Source organism: Ruegeria sp. ABF4_144 (assembly GCF_056160045.1).
Map to the genome: position 1 here is coordinate 896,661 of NZ_JBSWWK010000001.1, position 17,056 is coordinate 913,716.

The 17,056-nt window shown below is 59.4% G+C and carries 15 protein-coding genes; 2 read left to right on the top strand and 13 right to left on the bottom strand.

Features of this window, described 5'->3' with window-relative positions:
* Nucleotides 1–3 precede the first annotated feature (3 nt).
* Genes ACXAGD_RS04645 through ACXAGD_RS04670 form a run of 6 tightly spaced genes read right to left on the bottom strand, consistent with a single transcriptional unit; the run spans nucleotide 4 to nucleotide 5,922 of the window.
* Entirely contained in the window at nucleotides 4–390 is a 387-nt protein-coding gene (locus ACXAGD_RS04645) for a Na+/H+ antiporter subunit G (protein ID WP_475208787.1), read from the bottom strand.
* 7 nt (nucleotides 391–397) lie between these two features.
* Nucleotides 398–667 carry a K+/H+ antiporter subunit F gene (locus tag ACXAGD_RS04650; protein ID WP_475208788.1) on the bottom strand — a complete coding sequence of 90 codons (270 nt, stop codon included), beginning with the start codon at nucleotides 665–667 and terminating at the stop codon, nucleotides 398–400.
* Nucleotides 664–1,161: a Na+/H+ antiporter subunit E gene (locus tag ACXAGD_RS04655; RefSeq protein ID WP_475208789.1), complete on the bottom strand. Its 498-nt coding sequence runs from the start codon at nucleotides 1,159–1,161 to the stop codon at nucleotides 664–666. Before ACXAGD_RS04655 ends, ACXAGD_RS04650 begins: the two co-directional genes overlap by 4 nt.
* On the bottom strand, nucleotides 1,161–2,699 hold the full coding sequence (locus ACXAGD_RS04660) for a monovalent cation/H+ antiporter subunit D (RefSeq protein ID WP_475208790.1): 1,539 nt from the start codon (nucleotides 2,697–2,699) through the stop codon (nucleotides 1,161–1,163). Before ACXAGD_RS04660 ends, ACXAGD_RS04655 begins: the two co-directional genes overlap by 1 nt.
* Complete coding sequence (locus tag ACXAGD_RS04665; RefSeq protein ID WP_170672104.1) at nucleotides 2,696–3,055, bottom strand: Na+/H+ antiporter subunit C; 360 nt, start codon at nucleotides 3,053–3,055, stop codon at nucleotides 2,696–2,698. The genes ACXAGD_RS04660 and ACXAGD_RS04665 overlap by 4 nt, the downstream gene beginning before the upstream one ends.
* A complete protein-coding gene (locus tag ACXAGD_RS04670) occupies nucleotides 3,055–5,922 on the bottom strand; it encodes a monovalent cation/H+ antiporter subunit A (RefSeq protein ID WP_475208791.1) in 2,868 nt (955 codons plus the stop codon). The genes ACXAGD_RS04665 and ACXAGD_RS04670 overlap by 1 nt, the downstream gene beginning before the upstream one ends.
* A 224-nt stretch (nucleotides 5,923–6,146) precedes the next feature.
* Here ACXAGD_RS04670 and ACXAGD_RS04675 point away from each other — a divergent pair, with 224 nt between their 5' ends.
* Nucleotides 6,147–6,620: a rhodanese-like domain-containing protein gene (locus ACXAGD_RS04675; RefSeq protein ID WP_475208793.1), complete on the top strand. Its 474-nt coding sequence runs from the start codon at nucleotides 6,147–6,149 to the stop codon at nucleotides 6,618–6,620.
* Complete coding sequence (locus tag ACXAGD_RS04680) at nucleotides 6,617–7,441, top strand: CE1 family esterase (protein ID WP_475208794.1); 825 nt, start codon at nucleotides 6,617–6,619, stop codon at nucleotides 7,439–7,441. Before ACXAGD_RS04675 ends, ACXAGD_RS04680 begins: the two co-directional genes overlap by 4 nt.
* A gap of 95 nt (nucleotides 7,442–7,536) precedes the next feature.
* Here ACXAGD_RS04680 and mdoH read toward each other — a convergent pair whose 3' ends face one another.
* The 7 genes from mdoH to ACXAGD_RS04715 all read right to left on the bottom strand — a co-directional run bounded on the left by mdoH (nucleotide 7,537) and on the right by ACXAGD_RS04715 (nucleotide 17,030).
* The gene (mdoH, locus tag ACXAGD_RS04685; protein ID WP_475208795.1) at nucleotides 7,537–9,405 is read right to left on the bottom strand and encodes a glucans biosynthesis glucosyltransferase MdoH; all 1,869 of its coding nucleotides are present in this window, start codon (nucleotides 9,403–9,405) and stop codon (nucleotides 7,537–7,539) included.
* Nucleotides 9,402–10,901 carry an OpgD/OpgG family glucan biosynthesis protein gene (locus ACXAGD_RS04690; protein WP_475208798.1) on the bottom strand — a complete coding sequence of 500 codons (1,500 nt, stop codon included), beginning with the start codon at nucleotides 10,899–10,901 and terminating at the stop codon, nucleotides 9,402–9,404. Before ACXAGD_RS04690 ends, mdoH begins: the two co-directional genes overlap by 4 nt.
* Nucleotides 10,898–12,115 (bottom strand): OpgC family protein, encoded by a 1,218-nt coding sequence (locus ACXAGD_RS04695; protein WP_475208799.1) that lies wholly within the window; start codon nucleotides 12,113–12,115, stop codon nucleotides 10,898–10,900. The genes ACXAGD_RS04690 and ACXAGD_RS04695 overlap by 4 nt, the downstream gene beginning before the upstream one ends.
* Before the next feature lie 34 nt (nucleotides 12,116–12,149).
* Nucleotides 12,150–13,520: a tetratricopeptide repeat protein gene (locus ACXAGD_RS04700; protein ID WP_475208800.1), complete on the bottom strand. Its 1,371-nt coding sequence runs from the start codon at nucleotides 13,518–13,520 to the stop codon at nucleotides 12,150–12,152.
* A gap of 181 nt (nucleotides 13,521–13,701) precedes the next feature.
* Nucleotides 13,702–14,886 (bottom strand): CaiB/BaiF CoA transferase family protein, encoded by a 1,185-nt coding sequence (locus ACXAGD_RS04705; protein WP_475208801.1) that lies wholly within the window; start codon nucleotides 14,884–14,886, stop codon nucleotides 13,702–13,704.
* Entirely contained in the window at nucleotides 14,873–16,492 is a 1,620-nt protein-coding gene (locus tag ACXAGD_RS04710) for a thiamine pyrophosphate-binding protein (RefSeq protein ID WP_475208802.1), read from the bottom strand. Before ACXAGD_RS04710 ends, ACXAGD_RS04705 begins: the two co-directional genes overlap by 14 nt.
* A 79-nt stretch (nucleotides 16,493–16,571) precedes the next feature.
* Nucleotides 16,572–17,030: a DUF302 domain-containing protein gene (locus ACXAGD_RS04715; protein WP_475208803.1), complete on the bottom strand. Its 459-nt coding sequence runs from the start codon at nucleotides 17,028–17,030 to the stop codon at nucleotides 16,572–16,574.
* Nucleotides 17,031–17,056 lie beyond the last annotated feature (26 nt).

Sequence of the window (17,056 nt, forward strand, 5' to 3'; positions counted from 1 at the left end):
GCGTTAGTTCGCTGTGTGGTCAGGGACGTCTTCGACCTGCTCGACCGCGTGGGTGGCCCAAAGCTCATCCTCACCTGCGTCGGGCAGATCACTTGGCTTTTCATGGCGGTGAATGTGCCATTTGGCAATGAACAGAGCCGTGATCGGCGCGGTTAGGAACAGGAAAAGGGTAATCAGCAGTTCGTGCAGCGACAGGTGGTCTTCGATCAGAACCGAGTGGCAAATCGAGGCCAGCAACACGCCGCCCACGCCTAGCGTCGTCGCCTTGGTCGGCGCGTGCAGGCGGGACATCGGGTCCTTCAGCTTGATCATCCCGAACGATCCGACAAAGCCGAAGATGCCCGAGACAATAAGGAAAAAGGCGATCAGAATTTCGAAAAGGAACTCCATACCCGCCTCACTCGATGATATTGCCGCGCAGCATAAAGCGCGCATAGGCCACGGTTGAAACAAAGCCGAGCATGGCGATGATCATAGCGGCCTCAAAGAAAATCTCGGTCCCCAGAGCAAGCCCATAAAGGATCATCAGCGCGATGGTGTTGATCACCATCGTATCCAGCGCCAGAACACGGGTGCCGACACCCTCGGCTGAGATGATCCGATAAAGGCACAGCATGATGGCCGTTCCAAAGCAGGCGAAGGCAAACCAGATCGCAACATCGATCATTCGAAAATCTCCTTCAGGCGACGTTCATAACGCTGTTTGATCTGATCCCGTACCGCGTCAGGGTCGGGTGCATCCAGGCAATGGACCAGCAGATTATGCCCTTGCGCCGACAGGTCCGAGCTGACGGTGCCAGGGGTCATGGTGATGGTTCCGGCCAGAACGGTGATAGCCTCGGGCGTGCGCAGTTCCAGCGGGACACAGATCCAGTTGGGTTGCCGGTCGGCATCGCGTTTGAACAGGATGATCCTTGCTACCGTGATGTTGGCAATCACGATGTCCCACAGCACGACCAGCATATATTCGACCACCATCGGCCAGTTGCGCAGCTTGGGTCGGTCGGGCCAGTAGGGCTGGGTTATAAACGGGATGATGATCCCGAGTAGCAGGCCGAAAACCAGCGAGTTCAGCGAAGGTTTGTTGGCCAGCAGAACCCACACGATCGTCAACAGGAAGGTCAGATGAGGGTGTGGGAAAACCCGGTGCAGAAATCTCATCATTCTTCTCCTCCCAGTACGGCCGAGATGTAGTGTTCGGGTGTGAACAATTGCTCGGCTGTTTTACCAGCGTAGGTCAAGGCTGGGCCTGCGAACAAGGTCAGCATAACAAGGCCCAGTACCAGCCCAAAGACAGCGGAGAAGGCCAGCCCTGCATTCGGCTCAGGCGCAGGTTGGGCGGGGGCCTCTTCGCCCTCGTCAGGCTTTGGATTGTGTTGGGCGTCGTGGCTTTTCCAGAAGATCAGCGATCCCGCGCGTGCCAAACCGACGATGGTGACAAACGACCCGATCAGAATAACAGCCCAGATCGCGTTTGCATCCGGCGCGTCTCGGGATGCGTCCAGCACCAGCAGTTTGCCAATGAAGCCCGACAAAGGCGGCATCCCCGCCAACGCGATGGCCCCGACAAAGAACAGGGCTGAGATCAACCCGCTCTGTGGCATCGGCGCCTTGGGTTCGATGGAGCCACCCTGCCGCTCCATCACCAAATCAGCGACTAGGAACAGTAACGCGGTCGCAAGGGTCGAGTGATAGATGTAGTACAGCGCTGCAGCGGTGGCCGTTTCCGTGAACAGCGAAATGGCAATCAGCAGCGTCCCCATCGAGGCGATGGCACAAAAGGCAACCATTCGCGCGATGTGCCGTGTCCCTAGAATGCCGATGACCCCAACGGCCAGTGTGACCAGCGCCGCCGGTTGCAGCCAGGCGCCCACTAAACCTTGCGTTGCCTCAACCTCGGGGCCGAAGCCCAGCGTGTACATCCGCAGGATCGAATAGGCTCCGACCTTGGTCATGATGGCAAACAGCGCGGCCACAGGCAGGGGCGCGTTGGCATAGCTGGCGGGTAGCCAGAAATGCAGCGGCAGCACGGCGGCTTTGATGCAGAACACCAGTAGCAACAGCACTGCGCCGACGCGCAGCAGGGCTGTATCGTCGGCGGGCAGCTCCGCCACGCGCATTGCCATGTCCGCCATGTTCAGCGTTCCGGTCACCGCATAAAGCGTCCCAAGCGCAAACAGGAACAGGGTCGAGCCAATCAGGTTATAGGCCACATATTGAACACCGGCCTTCAACCGCACCGCACCACCGCCATGTGTCATCAGGCCGTAAGATGCGATCAGCAGAACCTCGAAGAACACGAACAGGTTGAATGCGTCACCGGTCAGGAAGGCACCGCAGACCCCCATGAGCTGGAAATGGAACAGGGCGTGGAAATGCTTACCTCTTTCGTCCCAACCCGAGGCAATGGCATAGAGCACAACGGGCAAGGCCAGTAAGGCGGTCAGCAGCACCATCATGGCCGACAGCCGGTCCAGCACCATCACGATGCCGAAAGGCGCGGGCCAGTTGCCTAACTCATAGACCTGAATATCGCCGCCAGAGGCCTGCGCAGTTATGGTCAGGGCGATCCCCAGCAGGGCAATCACACCGGCGACCGAGAAGATGCGCTGCAGGTCCAGATGGTATCGCAGGACCATGATGATGAACGGGGCCAGGATCGCGGGCAGAACGATCGGCGCTACGATCCAGTGGTTCATGCGTCTTCTCCCGGCGCGTCCACGCTGTCCTGCGCGGTCATGTCGATATGGTCATCCTTCGAGGACAGATAGGCCGAAAGTGCGATCATCACGATCACCGCCGTCATCCCGAACGAGATAACGATGGCCGTCAGCACCAGCGCCTGCGGCAGCGGGTCGGTATAGGGCACTTCTTCGTATTTGTTCAGAACGGCTGGCGCATCCAGTGCCAACCGACCGGTGGCGAACAGGAACACGTTCACCGCGTAGGTGATCAGTGACAGGCCCAGGATCACAGGGAATGTCCGGCGGCGCAGGATCAGGAAAATCCCGGCAGCGGTCAGAATACCTACGGCTGAGGCTACGAGCGCTTCCATCAGGCCTGCTCCTTCTCTTCGTCGTCTTTCAGGTCATCCCGAAGCGGGTTGATATCCATCGGGAATTCCTGTGCCATGCCCGGCTGCCACGCAAAGCGCGACAGGCTGTCCAGCGCCAGCATCACCGCACCCAGAACGGCAAGGAATACTCCGGTGTCGAACAGAATTGCAGTGGCCCATTCGAACTCTTCCAATGGGGGCCAGTTGATATAGCCGAAGTCGCTGGTCAGGAACGGGCGATCATTGAACCACGCGCCCAAACCGGTCGCAGCGGCGATCAACACACCCCAACCGATTGTACCGTGGTAGTAGAAACGCTGTCGCTCGATAGCCCAGGTATACCCGCTGGCCATGTACTGCATCAGGTAGGCAATCGCGACGATCAGACCGGCGATGAACCCGCCACCCGGCTGGTTGTGACCGCGGAAAAAGATATAGGCGCCAACCATCAGGGCAATCGGCATCATCACGCGTGTCGCCACGACCATCATCAGCGGATGCGAGTCCCCCGATTGCGGCCAATGCGGCTTGCGGTTCAGCAGATAGGCGCGGACATTCGAGCCCAGAACAGCCTCGGTCAGGGCAAAGATGATCAGGGCGGCGATGCCCAGAACGATAATCTCACCAAAGGTATCAAAGCCCCGGAAGTCTACCAGGATCACGTTGACCACGTTGGTGCCTCCACCACCTTTGTAAGAGTTCGCCAGATGGAATTCTGAGATGGTCGGGAAAGCAAAGTCCCGCAGCATCAGCGCATAGATCAACCCGCCGGTACCAAGACCTGCCACAACCGAGATTGCTGCATCGCGCCAACGCCGTGCCGCGCTGCTGTCCCATGGTGTGTCCGTGGGCAGGAAGTTAAGCGACAGCAGAAGCAGGATCATCGTCACCACCTCGACCGAAATCTGCGTCAGCGCCAGATCCGGAGCCGAGAGATAGTTGAACGCCATCGAGACAATCAGGCCGACCACGCCGATCAGCACCAGCGACAACAAGCGGTTGCGGTGGAACCACATGATCGCAAGCGTCGCAGCAACCAGACAGATCCAGCCGATGAACGGGATGATCTGTATCGGCAGAGGCTCACGCGTTTCCGGGCCAATCGTGCCGGTCGAAAAGGCGTAGTAGCCAAGTCCGACAGTAAACGCGATCAGGATGATCGCATAGCGGCTAATCACGCCGTTGTGCAGCGTATCAGTGACCATCCGGCTCAGCGCCGTCAGGGCGCTGATCAAGGCATCGAAGATCGTTTTGGCCTCGGGGCGGGGCAGTGCATTCCACAGCGCCTCGCCCTGACGATGCAGAGCCAGCAGGAACAGACCGCCCAGCGTGGCCACTGCCGACATATACAGCGCAGGTGTGAACCCATGCCACAATTTAAGCGAATAGTAGGGCAGCTTCTCGCCACCAATCACCGCGCTGGAGACAACCGCAACCAAAGGCCCGACGATAGCTGCCGAATAGAGGCCAATCAGCACCACCAGCACCACAAGGAAAGCCGGGGCCAGCCACAACCCGACCGGCGGGTCATGTGGATGGTGCGGATAGTCGGTCCGTTCCGGGCCAAGGAAGACATGGCTGACAAAGCGGAACGAATAAGCCGCCGAGAACAGGGCCGCCAACAGCGCCAGTCCCGGCACCAGATAGTGCGAGTTCAGCCACGTGGTGTGGACCGTCTCTTCCAGCATCATTTCCTTGGAAAGGAAGCCGTTCAGCGGCGGCAAACCGGCCATAGACAGGGCGGCAATAGTACCGATGGTAAAGGTAATCGGCATCAGGTGTCGCAACCCGCCCAACCGTTTGATGTCGCGCGTCCCGGTCTCGTGATCCACGATCCCGGCGGTCATAAACAGTGCGGCTTTGAATGTTGCGTGGTTGATGATGTGGAAGATCGCGGCCACGGCAGCAATCTTGGTGCCAAAGCCCAGCAGCATGGTCACCAGGCCTAAATGGGACACGGTCGAAAAGGCCAGCAACGCCTTTAGGTCATCCTTGAAGAGCGCGATGCAGGCCCCGATCAGCATGGTCACCAGACCAGTGGTCGCAACGATATAGAACCAGGCCTCAGTCCCAGCCAGAACCGGCCACATCCGCGCCATCAGGAACAGTCCAGCCTTCACCATAGTGGCCGAGTGCAGATAGGCCGAAACCGGTGTAGGCGCAGCCATGGCGTGGGGCAGCCAGAAGTGGAACGGGAACTGCGCCGACTTGGTGAAACAACCCAGCAGGATCAGGATCAGCGCCGGCAGGTAATAGGGCGAGGCCTGGATCAGCTCTTTGTTTTGCAGGATCACGCTCAGGTCGAAAGACCCCACGATATTGCCCAGGATCAGCATCCCCGCGATCATCGCCAGCCCGCCCGAGCCGGTTACAGCCAGCGCCATTCGTGCACCTTGGCGACCCTCGGGCAGGTGTTTCCAATAGCCGATCAAAAGGAATGAGCTAAGCGACGTAAGCTCCCAGAAAATAAGCAGAAGCAGGATATTGTCAGACAGGACAATCCCGACCATCGCGCCCTGAAACAGAAGCAGATAGGTATAGAACTGTCCCATCGGGTCTTCGCGCGACAGGTAGAACCGCGCATAGAGGATGATCAGCAACCCGATGCCAAGGATCAGAAGGGCAAACAGAAAGCCAAGACCGTCCAACATAAAGTTCGCATTCAGACCCAGCGCCGGTATCCAGTCGAACCGGGCCGTCACGACGTCTCCGCGCATGACCGAGGGGATGTGGATCAACAGCCCCATAAGAGCCAGAAAAGTGGTCAAGCCCGCCGCCGAAGCTGCTGCGTTTCGTCCTGCCCGGATCAGAAGGGCTGGGAAAACAGCTCCGAGGAAGGGAAGGGCCGCGATGAGGAATAGGGACAAGTGCGATACTCCGGTCTGAGCGGTCAAAAGTAGTACTGATTTTGTAAGGATAATTTTCTGACTGTCCAGCTATTGCAAGCGTTTCGCTTTGTTCTAAGGCACAGTGAGAGGCCTTTTTTGGGCTGCGAAAAAATGACGCGAACTTGATCTGCGTACCGAATTTCGACACAGCAGCTTCACGGCGACTGTGGTAAAACCGGCCTGTCGGCTTCGGAGGGCGCTGAATGGCAAACAAGGTAAACCGGACCCGAAGATGGGTTCTGTTGGGTGGTGGCGCTGCCATCGCCGCTGGTTTTGCTGTGCGGCAGTACCGGCTGATCCCCCCGGACTATTCGGGCGATCAGCTGTCCGTTACGGATGCGCATAAGCGGGCGCTTTCGGGCGACGTTCTGTTGGTCGACATCCGTACCCCGCGCGAGTGGACGGCCACTGGCATTGGCGAAGGGGCCTATCCGCTGGACATGCGCCGCGATGATTTTGAACAGGCGCTGACACAGCTTACGGGAGGGGATATCACTGCGCCGGTCGCGTTGATCTGCGCCCGTGGTGTGCGGTCAGCCCGTCTGAGCAACCGGCTGTCGGACGCCGGGTTTACGAATATCATAGATGTGCCCGAAGGCATGTTGGGGTCGGCCGCAGGGCCGGGATGGGTGCGCGCCGGCTTGCCGGTTCAGCGCAATACAGGAGAGACTGGATGATCCGTGAATTGACGCTGGCAACCGGACTGGTTCTGGCGGCGCAGGCTGGCCTTGCCGCTTGTGACGATCAGGACGGCATGTGCGAAATCGCTTCGGGCGGTTATCACATTGAAATGCCCGAGACAGAAAACCCGCCGCTGGTGGTGTTTCTGCACGGCTATGGCGGCAGCGGGACCGGCACGATGAAGAACCGCAGCATGGTCGAACCTCTTCTTGCCCGTGGATATGCCGTAATGGCACCCGAAGGGCTTGAGCGGCCTAACCGCGACGGTATCAAAAGCTGGAACTTTTACCCTGGATTTGGCGAACGGGATGAAACAGCGTTCTTAACCGAAGCCGTTCAGGATGCGGCGGACAGGTTCGGGATCGACACCGAGAGGGTTGTTCTGGGCGGATTTTCTGCCGGTGCGTTCATGGTCTACTATCTGGCCTGCGCCGCGCCGGGTACGTTCTCGGCTTATGTTCCGGTGTCAGGCGGTTTCTGGCGTCCGCATCCCGAAGCATGTGATGGCCCGGTGCGGTTGTTTCACACTCATGGCTGGACCGACAACGTGGTACCGCTGGAAGGGCGGCTGCTGGGCGGCGGCCGGTTCCATCAGGGCGATATCTTTGCTGGACTGGAAATCTGGCGCATCGCCAATGAATGCGTCGACACCAAGCCCAGTGGGTTCTCTACCACTGACCAATTCATGCGCCGCTATTGGAGTGGATGCGCCGAGGGCAGCGCGCTGGAATTCGCGCTGTTCCCCGGCGGTCATGGTGTGCCCAAGGGCTGGGCGGACATGATGGTCGATTGGTACGAAGGTTTGCCCGGCGGCTGATCCCGGCGCCTTTCGTTTGGACTTAATAAATGCGCGGCCTCTCACTTGGATTGGCCGCGCATTTTTTGACAAACTCAGATGAAACACAAAGCGCTTTATTCGGCGGGGGTCATCACACCTTTGCCTTCGATCAGCCGCTTCAGTTCATCCCGGTGACGCCGGGCCGAGCGGGTGATTGCGGGTTCGCGGAAATCCTCGCGCATCCCGACCATACGCCGCGCCGCACCCGCCGAGACACCGCTGAGCGCGGACAATGGGATCGCCAGCGCAAGACTGATCGCGATTGGAGCCAGCCAGACAGAAACGAGACCGGACAGGATGCCGACGCTCAGCGCAACGCCGCTGACGGTTTCCAGCGTGTGGCACAGGATCAGGGTGCGCAGGCTGTAGGTGCCACCATCGCGGGCCTGAGGGGACCAACCCTTTTGGATACCAAGCGCCGTACGGAACACAGCAATCATTTGCTGCACCATCAGGATCGGTGCATAGAGGATCGACAGGATCACTTCGGACAGGAAAGACGTCACGAATTTGGACCCGCCTCCGAATTCCGCATAGCGCACACCGCTCAGGGGCAGGGCCAGAACGCCCAGCACCTTAGGGGCAAGCAACATCGCGTACATCACCAGAATGATCAGCACGTGGCGGGTTTCTGACATCTCAGGCCACTGAGGGAACATCGGGTTATCAGGGCTGAAATAATGCAGGACCGAGGCATCCTCGCCCTGACCAATCAGCGCCCACATCACCAGCAGCGCGAACCACAGCGGTGACATCAGATACCCGACTGCACCATGGAACATGTGGAAGCGCGATACAGCACGGAACCCCGTCGAGCCCAACAGTTTCAGATGCTGCAGGTTGCCCTGACACCAGCGGCGGTCGCGCAGGGCATGATCAATCAGCGTGGGTGGGGTTTCCTCATAGGAACCACGGATACGCGGCAGGAACCGTACGCCCCAACCAGCGCGGCGCAGCAGACCGGCCTCGACGAAGTCATGGCTCATGATCAGCTTTTCCTGACCATTGTAGGCCCGCAGCTTTGGCAGACCTGCACTTGTGGCAAAAGCCCGCGTACGGATGATGGCGTTGTGACCCCAATAGTTGCCTTCCTGCCCGCACCAGCGCGCCAGACCTTCGGCAAATGCAATGCCGTAAACACCATTGGCAAACTGCTGCATCCGGGCAAAGACCGATTGTGCGCCGATCAGTTGCGGGTAGCTCTGGATCAGACCGGCACCCGGATCACGCGCAAGCGAATCCGTGAGGCGCAGGATCGCGCGACCTGTCATCAGGCTGTCGGCATCCAGCACCAACATTGCATCCCAATCCGCGCCCCAGCGGCTAACCCAATCGGCGATGTTGCCGACTTTGCGGTCTGTGTTTTTCTCACGCCGCCGATAATACAGCTCCAGACCGGGGGCGAGGGTGGTGCGTAATGCCTCGACACTGGCCTGTTCCTGCGCCGCGATCGCGGGATCGCGAGTGTCGGACAGAATGAACATGGCATAGTGGTGCTGACCGCCCCGGGCGCGCAGGTCCTCAAGCATCGTGCGGGCGTTGCCCAGCACGTTCCACGGCACCTCGTTGTAGACCGGCGTCAGCAGCGCCACACGCAGCGGCTGCGGGCGGGTTTCGCGTTTCGGCTGTTCCTGCCGCGAAAGTGACACCATGCCCAGCAAGACGGTGCAGACCGTGAAAGAAATCCAGAAGAAGTTGAACGAGATCAGAGCCAACAGGATGGCTTCGATCAAGTTGATACCTTCGGCGCCGAACCAATCGCTCATGACCCACAACAGGCCCAGCGTGGCCGCCATGGCCGGAGAGAACGCCAGCGCACGCCAGAACCCGGCTGAGGGGCGCTTACCCGATGGTACCTGTGCATCCCGGAAGTCCGTGCCGAAATCTTGCGCGGGCATGTCCAGAGGCGCCTCAGGGGGCATGATATGAAGATCCTGGGTCATGCAGTCCAACGATAAAGCCAGACCTCAGAGGCCGGTTGTTTGTCTTTCAGCAACTGCGCGCGCAGTTCCACATGGTTGCGGTCGCCCGGCTGGAACGAGAACGCCAGCCGCAGACCGCCCGTGTCGGGATTGCGTTGCAATACGCCCTCGGAGGTTTCGGCATGAGGAGAGTCGACAAAGATCGTCATCGCCTCAGGGTCGTCGAACAGTTCGCTTTCCTCAAAGTCGATGACGGCCAAACGGCCCTCGCCAAAGGTGTTGTCACCCATCGCCGTGTTGATCACACGCGGCATTGGGGTGCGCTGAGGCTCTTCCCCCCAGATCAGGCGGTAGGACAGATCGACCTGGCTGCCCGCGGCATAAGGCTCGGCGGGGCGCCAATATGCGACGATGTTGTCATAGATTTCCTGATCGGCCGGAATCTCGACCAGAGTGACGGCCCCTTTACCCCAATCGCCGTTGGGTTCGACCCACAGGCCGGGGCGCTTGTGGTAGTTCGCCTCAAGATCCGCGTAGTCCGAAAACTCACGCTTGCGCTGCAACAAGCCAAACCCGCGCGGGTTCATGTCTACAAAGGACGAAAACTGCAACCGAGTGGGGTTGGCAAGCGGGCGCCAAAGCACTTCACCGGCACCGTTGCGGATCAGCAGGCCGTCGCTGTCATGGACGGCAGGGCGGAAATCGTCAAATCTGCTGTGGTTGGTCTGATCGAACAGGAACATCGAGGTTCCGGGTGCGATGCCGACATGGGTCAGCTCTTCGCGCGGGAAGAGGGTGGCCTCGATATCCATCACGCAATCCGCACCGGCTGTCACTTTGAACCGGTAGGCACCGGTCACGCTGGGGCTGTCCATCAGCGCGTGGACCACCATGTCACGCTGACCAGGTTTCGGGCGTTCCAGCCAAAAGCGGATGAACTCGGGGAACTCCTCACCATCGGGGTCGCCGGTCTTAAGGGCAAGACCGCGAGCGGACAGGCCATAGACCTCGTGTAGACCTATGGCGCGGAAATAGCTGGCCCCTTGCCAGACGCAGAATTCGTCGGTTTTACCGGGGCGGTGCATTTCGGTGCGCAGGCGCAAGCCCGAAAACCCCAGCGTGTCGTCGATCGGCAGTTCTGGTACGTCCTCGGACTTGTCGAACATGCTCAGATCGAAGGCGACCGGGGCGGCCATGCCGTTTTCGACCATCGACACCTTAACAGTGCGAGGGAAATACAGGCCGGGGGTGAAGAAATCGACGTTGAAGGGCGTCTCGGTTTCATACCAAAGCGCGCGGTCCAGGCGGAACCGGATCGAGCGGTACTGCTCGTACGTCAGGTCCTGCCATTCCTGCGGCACCATCTCGCGCTCTGCATAAGGTTGGCTGGCCAGTTCCCGGGCCATGGCAATGACGTCGTTGCGGTCAAACGGGGTTTCCCCGCCGGTTGCAAAGGTAGCCGGCGCGAAGGCAAGCGCCGAAGTCGAGGCCAGAAATGCGCGACGTGTAAAGTTCATTTTTTCGACTTCCAGGGTTGTGACTTGAACCAAGCGGCCATGTAGGCCACGCCGATGATCATCGCAAAGCCAATCATGTTAGCGACGAACACACTGGCAACATCCCGCCCACTGACGTCTAATCCGACGCCGATAAGTCGTGCTGCTGCCATGGAAAATACGAATACTGCCAGTGATTGCTGTCCGACTTTAGTGATTACGGTCAGCAGGAACTGCCAGACTTTGGCGGCAGCTCCGTGGCCGGTTGCGATCAGGCGGTGACCGTGCTCACCCGCCACGACCCAGCCAAGATAGGCCAGCGACAGGAAGTGCAGATACCGGAACAGACCGAAGTCGGTCTTGTCGCGGAATTCTTTGGTTACCGGCCAGACTTTGCGGATTTCATCCGCCAAATCGGGGGCTGCCGCGTTGATCCAGGTGAACACTTTCCACGAGCCAAACGGCATCGAGAAAATCAGAAACAGCGCCGCTGCCCAGATCAGCGCTTTCGAAACAGGCGGGGCCGGAATCCAGCCACGCATGAACGCGAAGCCTGTGAAGAACAGCAATTGCCAGCCGAATGGGTTGAAGAACCACTGGCGGTCCGACCAAGGCTCGGCCGGTAGATCCAGCACATCGGTCTGCGCTACCAGCCACAGTGTGACCGAGCCCAAGGCAACCGCCCAGAACCCGATCCGTGACAGGCCCATAACCAAAGGCATCATCGCCAGAACCACCAAATACATCGGAAGGATGTCGAAATAGTTCGGCACATAGGTCAGGGTGAAGATCCCGACGATCTGCGGTGCTGGGTCATTGAAGAAATGCTGAAGGTTCAAGGCCGAGATATAGTTTTTCTCGAACAACCCGCTTTCATTCAGAGCTGCCATGGACATGGCGACAAAGAAGAACAGCGCGATATGCGCCCAGTAGACCTGCCAGATGCGGAAGGCGACGCGGGCCGTGCCCATCCACCAGCCTTTGCGCAAGAATGCGCCGCCGAATGCGATAGCCGAGGCCATGCCCGAGCAGAACACGAAAATCTCGGTCGCGTCCGAGAACCCGAAACGGGCGGGAATCCACTTGGCCCAAGGGTCGTTCGGGATATGCGCGATCAGGATGATGAACATCGCGATGCCGCGATAGAAATCCAGCCGCGGATCGCGCGTGCGCGCAGGGGCGGCCGTCGAGGCCGCCACAGGCGCAAAATCAGAAGCGGGCGAAGCTGTCGCCATACGTATTCTGTCCTTCTTGGTCTTTTTTGTTTTGTTATTCAGCCGGGACGCTTTGTGCATCCCGGTCATCGCGGGCCGCGTCGATCAATGCGCGGCGCGCCAGAGCGTAATTATCCTCGCCACCGGCACGTTTGGCGCGGCGATCGTCCAGGATGCGCTCGACAGCATCCAGACGGCCCGCGCGCAGGCCGGAATCAATTGTGATGCGCTCGAATACATCACGTTGGGCGTGGCTGCCACCTGCCAGTTGCATACCACTTCTGGCGGTCGACAAAAAGTCGAAGGCTTGGCCGTAGAGCCCGTCGCCAAAGGCCTCAAGCCCCTTGGCGGCTGCAATACCCGGATCGGACATCCGGATCGGGGTGTCCCCCTGATTGCGCTGGGCGTCCTTTTGGATGCGCTGCAACATCTTGTTGGTCGCGTCGGTGCGGTTGTCGCCGGTCAGGGCCAGCAGATAGTGAAGATCGGCAAAAATCAGGCAACCATCCTCAGTTCGTGCGGCGCTGAGATCGGCCAGTTCTTCCCAGCGGTTGCCGACATCGACGCCTTCCAGTTCCAGCCGCGACAGCAGCGAAGTGGCATTCGAGATATCGCGGTAATCGTCGGTTTTGTCCTGACGGATATAGTTGTCATACAACTCCATCACCTGATCCACCTGACCCAGATCCAGATGCATCAGCGCCTTGTGCCACCAGACGTGATAGCGGAAGTTGTTGCAGTGGGTCCAAGCGTCTTCGCGCCCGGCCAACCAATCCAGGCCCAACTGGGCGTTGCCTGTCATCTCATGCACATGCGCCACTGCGTGCAGGCCCCAAGCGTCGTCGGATACCATCCACAGCGCCTGTCGTCCGGCTATCTCGGCCTTTTCATAGGCGCCAGTTTCTTCCAGAGCAAACGAATGGCAGCCAAGCAGATAGCCGCGCCCGGCATGATCGGGTGCATAGGCGGGCATGACCCGTTCAATCGACCGCCGCATCCCGGCAGCGTCGCCCAGAACGAACCGCGTTGCGTGGCTGAGCTTCATCGCCAGAGAATCTTCGGGATGACTGCGCAGGATCTCTTCGAACTTCTGGATAGCCTGCGAGGGCAGGTCGGCCAGATACAGACCCAGCGCGTCGATATACAACTGCTCGCGCGCAGAAACCGGCTGCCGTTCCACGGACGCGTTTGCGGCTGCCAATGCTTCAACCGCGACCGCCGTCATCTCCCGCCGGCCCAGCAAAACCATGAACAGACCTTTGATCGCATGACCCAGGGCAAAGTCGGGCTCAAGCTCAAGCACTTTGCCCAGATGCTGCGGCGTAGCGGCCGAATGCGCCATGAAGCCAAGCAGAACACCATTCCATGCCTCGACGCTTGCGGGCTGGCTGAGGGTGTTCATTTGTCCGAAAACATCTTGTTTCATGCGTGTGATCCGATCCAATTATGAATTTCTACAATATCTGATTTAGCAGAGACTTCGGCGGCGTCGTATCAGTATCGCCGCTGCTCTCGAATTGGTGAAATGCCGTGTGTGGAAAACGTGAAAAAAACCGCCGATTCAACGGCATGTTTCAGCAACATGCCGCCGAAATAGGCGCTGTGTTTCAATCTTCGAATGGGTTTTCGGCGTTCAGAACAGCCTGAGTGTCGGCCCCGAACACGGGCGGAGCACTGCGATATGTTACGGGTGTGCGGGACAATTTCAGCGGATTCCCGATCAGTTTTACTTCGCCCGGTGCGGCCTGCATCGCGATCTGCATCTGTCGTGCGGCAACCTGATCTGTGGCGAAAACCTGATCCAACGTCTGCACCGGACCGACAGGAACTTTACGGGACTCCAGCTCGGCGATAACGGTGTCTGTGGCATAGGTCTGCACCGCCGGACGCAACACTGCATTCAGGGAGTCTCGGTTTTCCAGCCGGGCGGGATTGGTGGCAAAGCGTGGGTCATCCGCCAGTTCCGGGTGACCAATGAATTCACAAAAACGGCGGAACTGGCCGTCATTGCCCACTGCCAGAATGACGTGTCCGTCGGCAGTTTCATAAACGTCATAGGGTACGATATTGGGATGCCCGTTGCCGCGCCGCTGCGGTGTTTTATCCGAGGTCAGATAGTTCACGCCTTCATTGATCAACCACGACACCTGCGTATCGACCAGGGCCAGGTCGATCTGCTGACCGTCGCCGGTCTGATCGCGGTGGCGCAGTGCGGCCAGAATGCCGACGGTGGCGTACATCCCGCACATCACGTCTGAGATGCCGACGCCCACTTTCATCGGCATTCCGTCAGGGTTACCGGTCAGCGACATGATTCCGCCATAGCCCTGCGCCATCAGGTCATACCCGGGTTTGGATGCGTTCGGTCCCGTTTGGCCGTAGCCCGAGATCGAGCAATAGACGAGGCTAGGAAACTCTTGTGACAGGGTCGCGTAGTCCAGCCCGTATTTCGCCAGCCCGCCGGGTTTGAAATTCTCGATCAGGATATCCGCGTGCGAGGCCAGCCGCTTGATCTGCGCCTGACCCTCAGCCGTTGTGATGTCGATGGCCACGGATTTCTTGTTGCGGTTGGTCGACATGAAATAGGCGCTCAGGTCCGAGCGGTTGCCGTCTGCATCCTTGACGTACGGAGGACCCCATTGCCGTGTGTCATCGCCGTCCGTCGCCGGGTTTTCGATCTTGATGACGCTGGCGCCCAGATCGCCCAGCAACTGCGTGCAGGTCGGCCCGGCCAGAATGCGGCTGAGGTCGAGTACTTTGACTCCCTTCAGCGGTCCCTCAGATGCGGCCATCATATCCTCCACGATCGATTTCGGCGGCGATCACGGTGAATGTATCGGCCTTGACGGCGGCATCAAGCGCGGTGCGCAGTTCTTCCCGGTTGAGGACCGTGTGACCGTTTCCTCCAAAGGCCCTGCCCATGGCGGCAAAGTCATGACGATCGAAATCGACACCCATATTGCCCATCTGGCGTTGTCGCTGTTTCAACTCGATTAGCGCAAGGCTGGCGTCAACAAAGACCAGAAAGATCGGGTTGCCGCCCATTTCGGCGGCGGTCGACAGCTCTCCCGCTACCATGAGGAACCCGGCATCGCCCGAGAAGCTGATGACCGGGCGCTCTGGTTCCGCCAACTTCAAGCCAATCGCCATAGGCACGGCACAGCCCATGGTGCACAGCGCCGAGGACTGGATCAGCCCGCGTTCTTCGTGGCAGTCCCACATCTGGCTCAGCAGAATACGATGCGCACCGCTGTCTGCGGTCGCCAGCGTTTCAGCGGGCAGGGCGGCGCGAGTCTCGGCGATTACTGCGGCAGGCCCCCAGTCGTCATCGCTGGGAAAGGCCTGAGCCAGCGCGGCCTTGACCTGCGCCGGCTCACCACCCGGCCATGTCGCACGGGCAGGGTTTCCCTTTGCGATGGCTTCAAGTGTAGCACCGGTGTGGGCAACCAGATTCAGCCCGGCTTGATGCATGTAGTGATCGTTGACCACGGAAGAGATGTCGATGACGCGCTTTTCCTCGGGGTCCCAGATCTCGCGCCAGCCAGGGCGCATTTCGATGGGGTCATACCCCAAACACAGCACCAAATCGGATTGTTCGACCAGTGGCACCAGATGTTTGTCGGCCAGCGGCGACAGGCCCGCACCTCCAAGGCACAGAGGATGATCCTCGGGCACCACACCCTTGGCCTTGTAAGTGGTCACAAAGGGAATGCTGAAATGTTCCAGAAACGCCTGCACCACATTGCGCGAGTCGTCGTAGAGCACGTCCAGCCCCACAATCGCAATTGGCCTCTCTGCGTCGGCAACCCAACGGCGGGCTTTTTCAACGCAATTCCCTTCGGGCGCGACGGCAGCGGGTTTGGTCAAGCGGCGGCGCTTTACCCCAGATACGCGCATATCCGCGACCGAGATCGGCACGTCGATGTGCACCGGACCGGGACGCGGTTGGTTGGCCAGCGATACCGCCTTGTCAGCCACGATATCCGCCCCTTGCGCGGTCAAAATAAACGTCCCCTTGGTGATCGAGCGGTAGACCTGCGCATGATCCATGACCTGATGGGTATAGGTCAGCGCCTCATCTGCATCGACGCAACCGGTCAGTACGATCATTGGCACCCGGTCCTGCAGCGCGTTGGCGACCACGTTGATTCCGTTCATCGCGCCGGGGCCGAGGGTGGCGACCAGAATCGCAGGCGCGCCGTCGCGGTGATGCACGGCCTCGGCCATGAAGCCCGCGGCGTTTTCGTGTTTGGTCAGGTGAAAGGTGATCCCCGCCTGCTCCAGCGCGTCGACCAGCGTTAGAACCTCGCCTCCGGGCATACCAAAGGCGTGGCGGCATCCAGCCTCATAGAGACGTTGGGCCAATAGATCAGCCGCACGGGGGGACAGGTCCTGCATCAATCAAGCTCCGAAATTCGTGTTGTAAAGGAAATTGCGGAGGACGCGCCCGGACGCAAGCAGGTTCACGTCAGTGTGACTATTTGACTGCGGATTCCGCCACCGCTTGAAACTTTGTGTCAAGTTCTGAGGCTATGTCGCTTAACGGTTCACCGCCTTCATACACATAAGGTGCGAATACAAAGCTGGGTGTTTTGTAAGACAGGGTTGCTGAGCCGTCCTCGTTTTCGGTGACGTAGAACCGTATCGGGGCCTCGATCATCGCCCGGACCGAGGTTTCCAAAACGCGTACCGCGTAGTCGTTGTTGAAGGCACCGATCACCAGATTGCCCGGTATGATGATGCCCCGCGCGGCTGCCGCCTTGGTTGGCCCGGCCTGAGTAACAACAATCAGCCCGTTCTCTTTCACCGCTGCCTTGGTGTCGGCCACAAGGTTTTCATAGCTTTTGTCGGTTGGATAAACCGCCCAGCCGGACAGGGGCTCATCGGCCCAGGCAGGCAGCGTTAGACAGCAAAGCAAAGCCCATAGAAAACGCATTCGTGAAACCTCCGGCATCATGACTG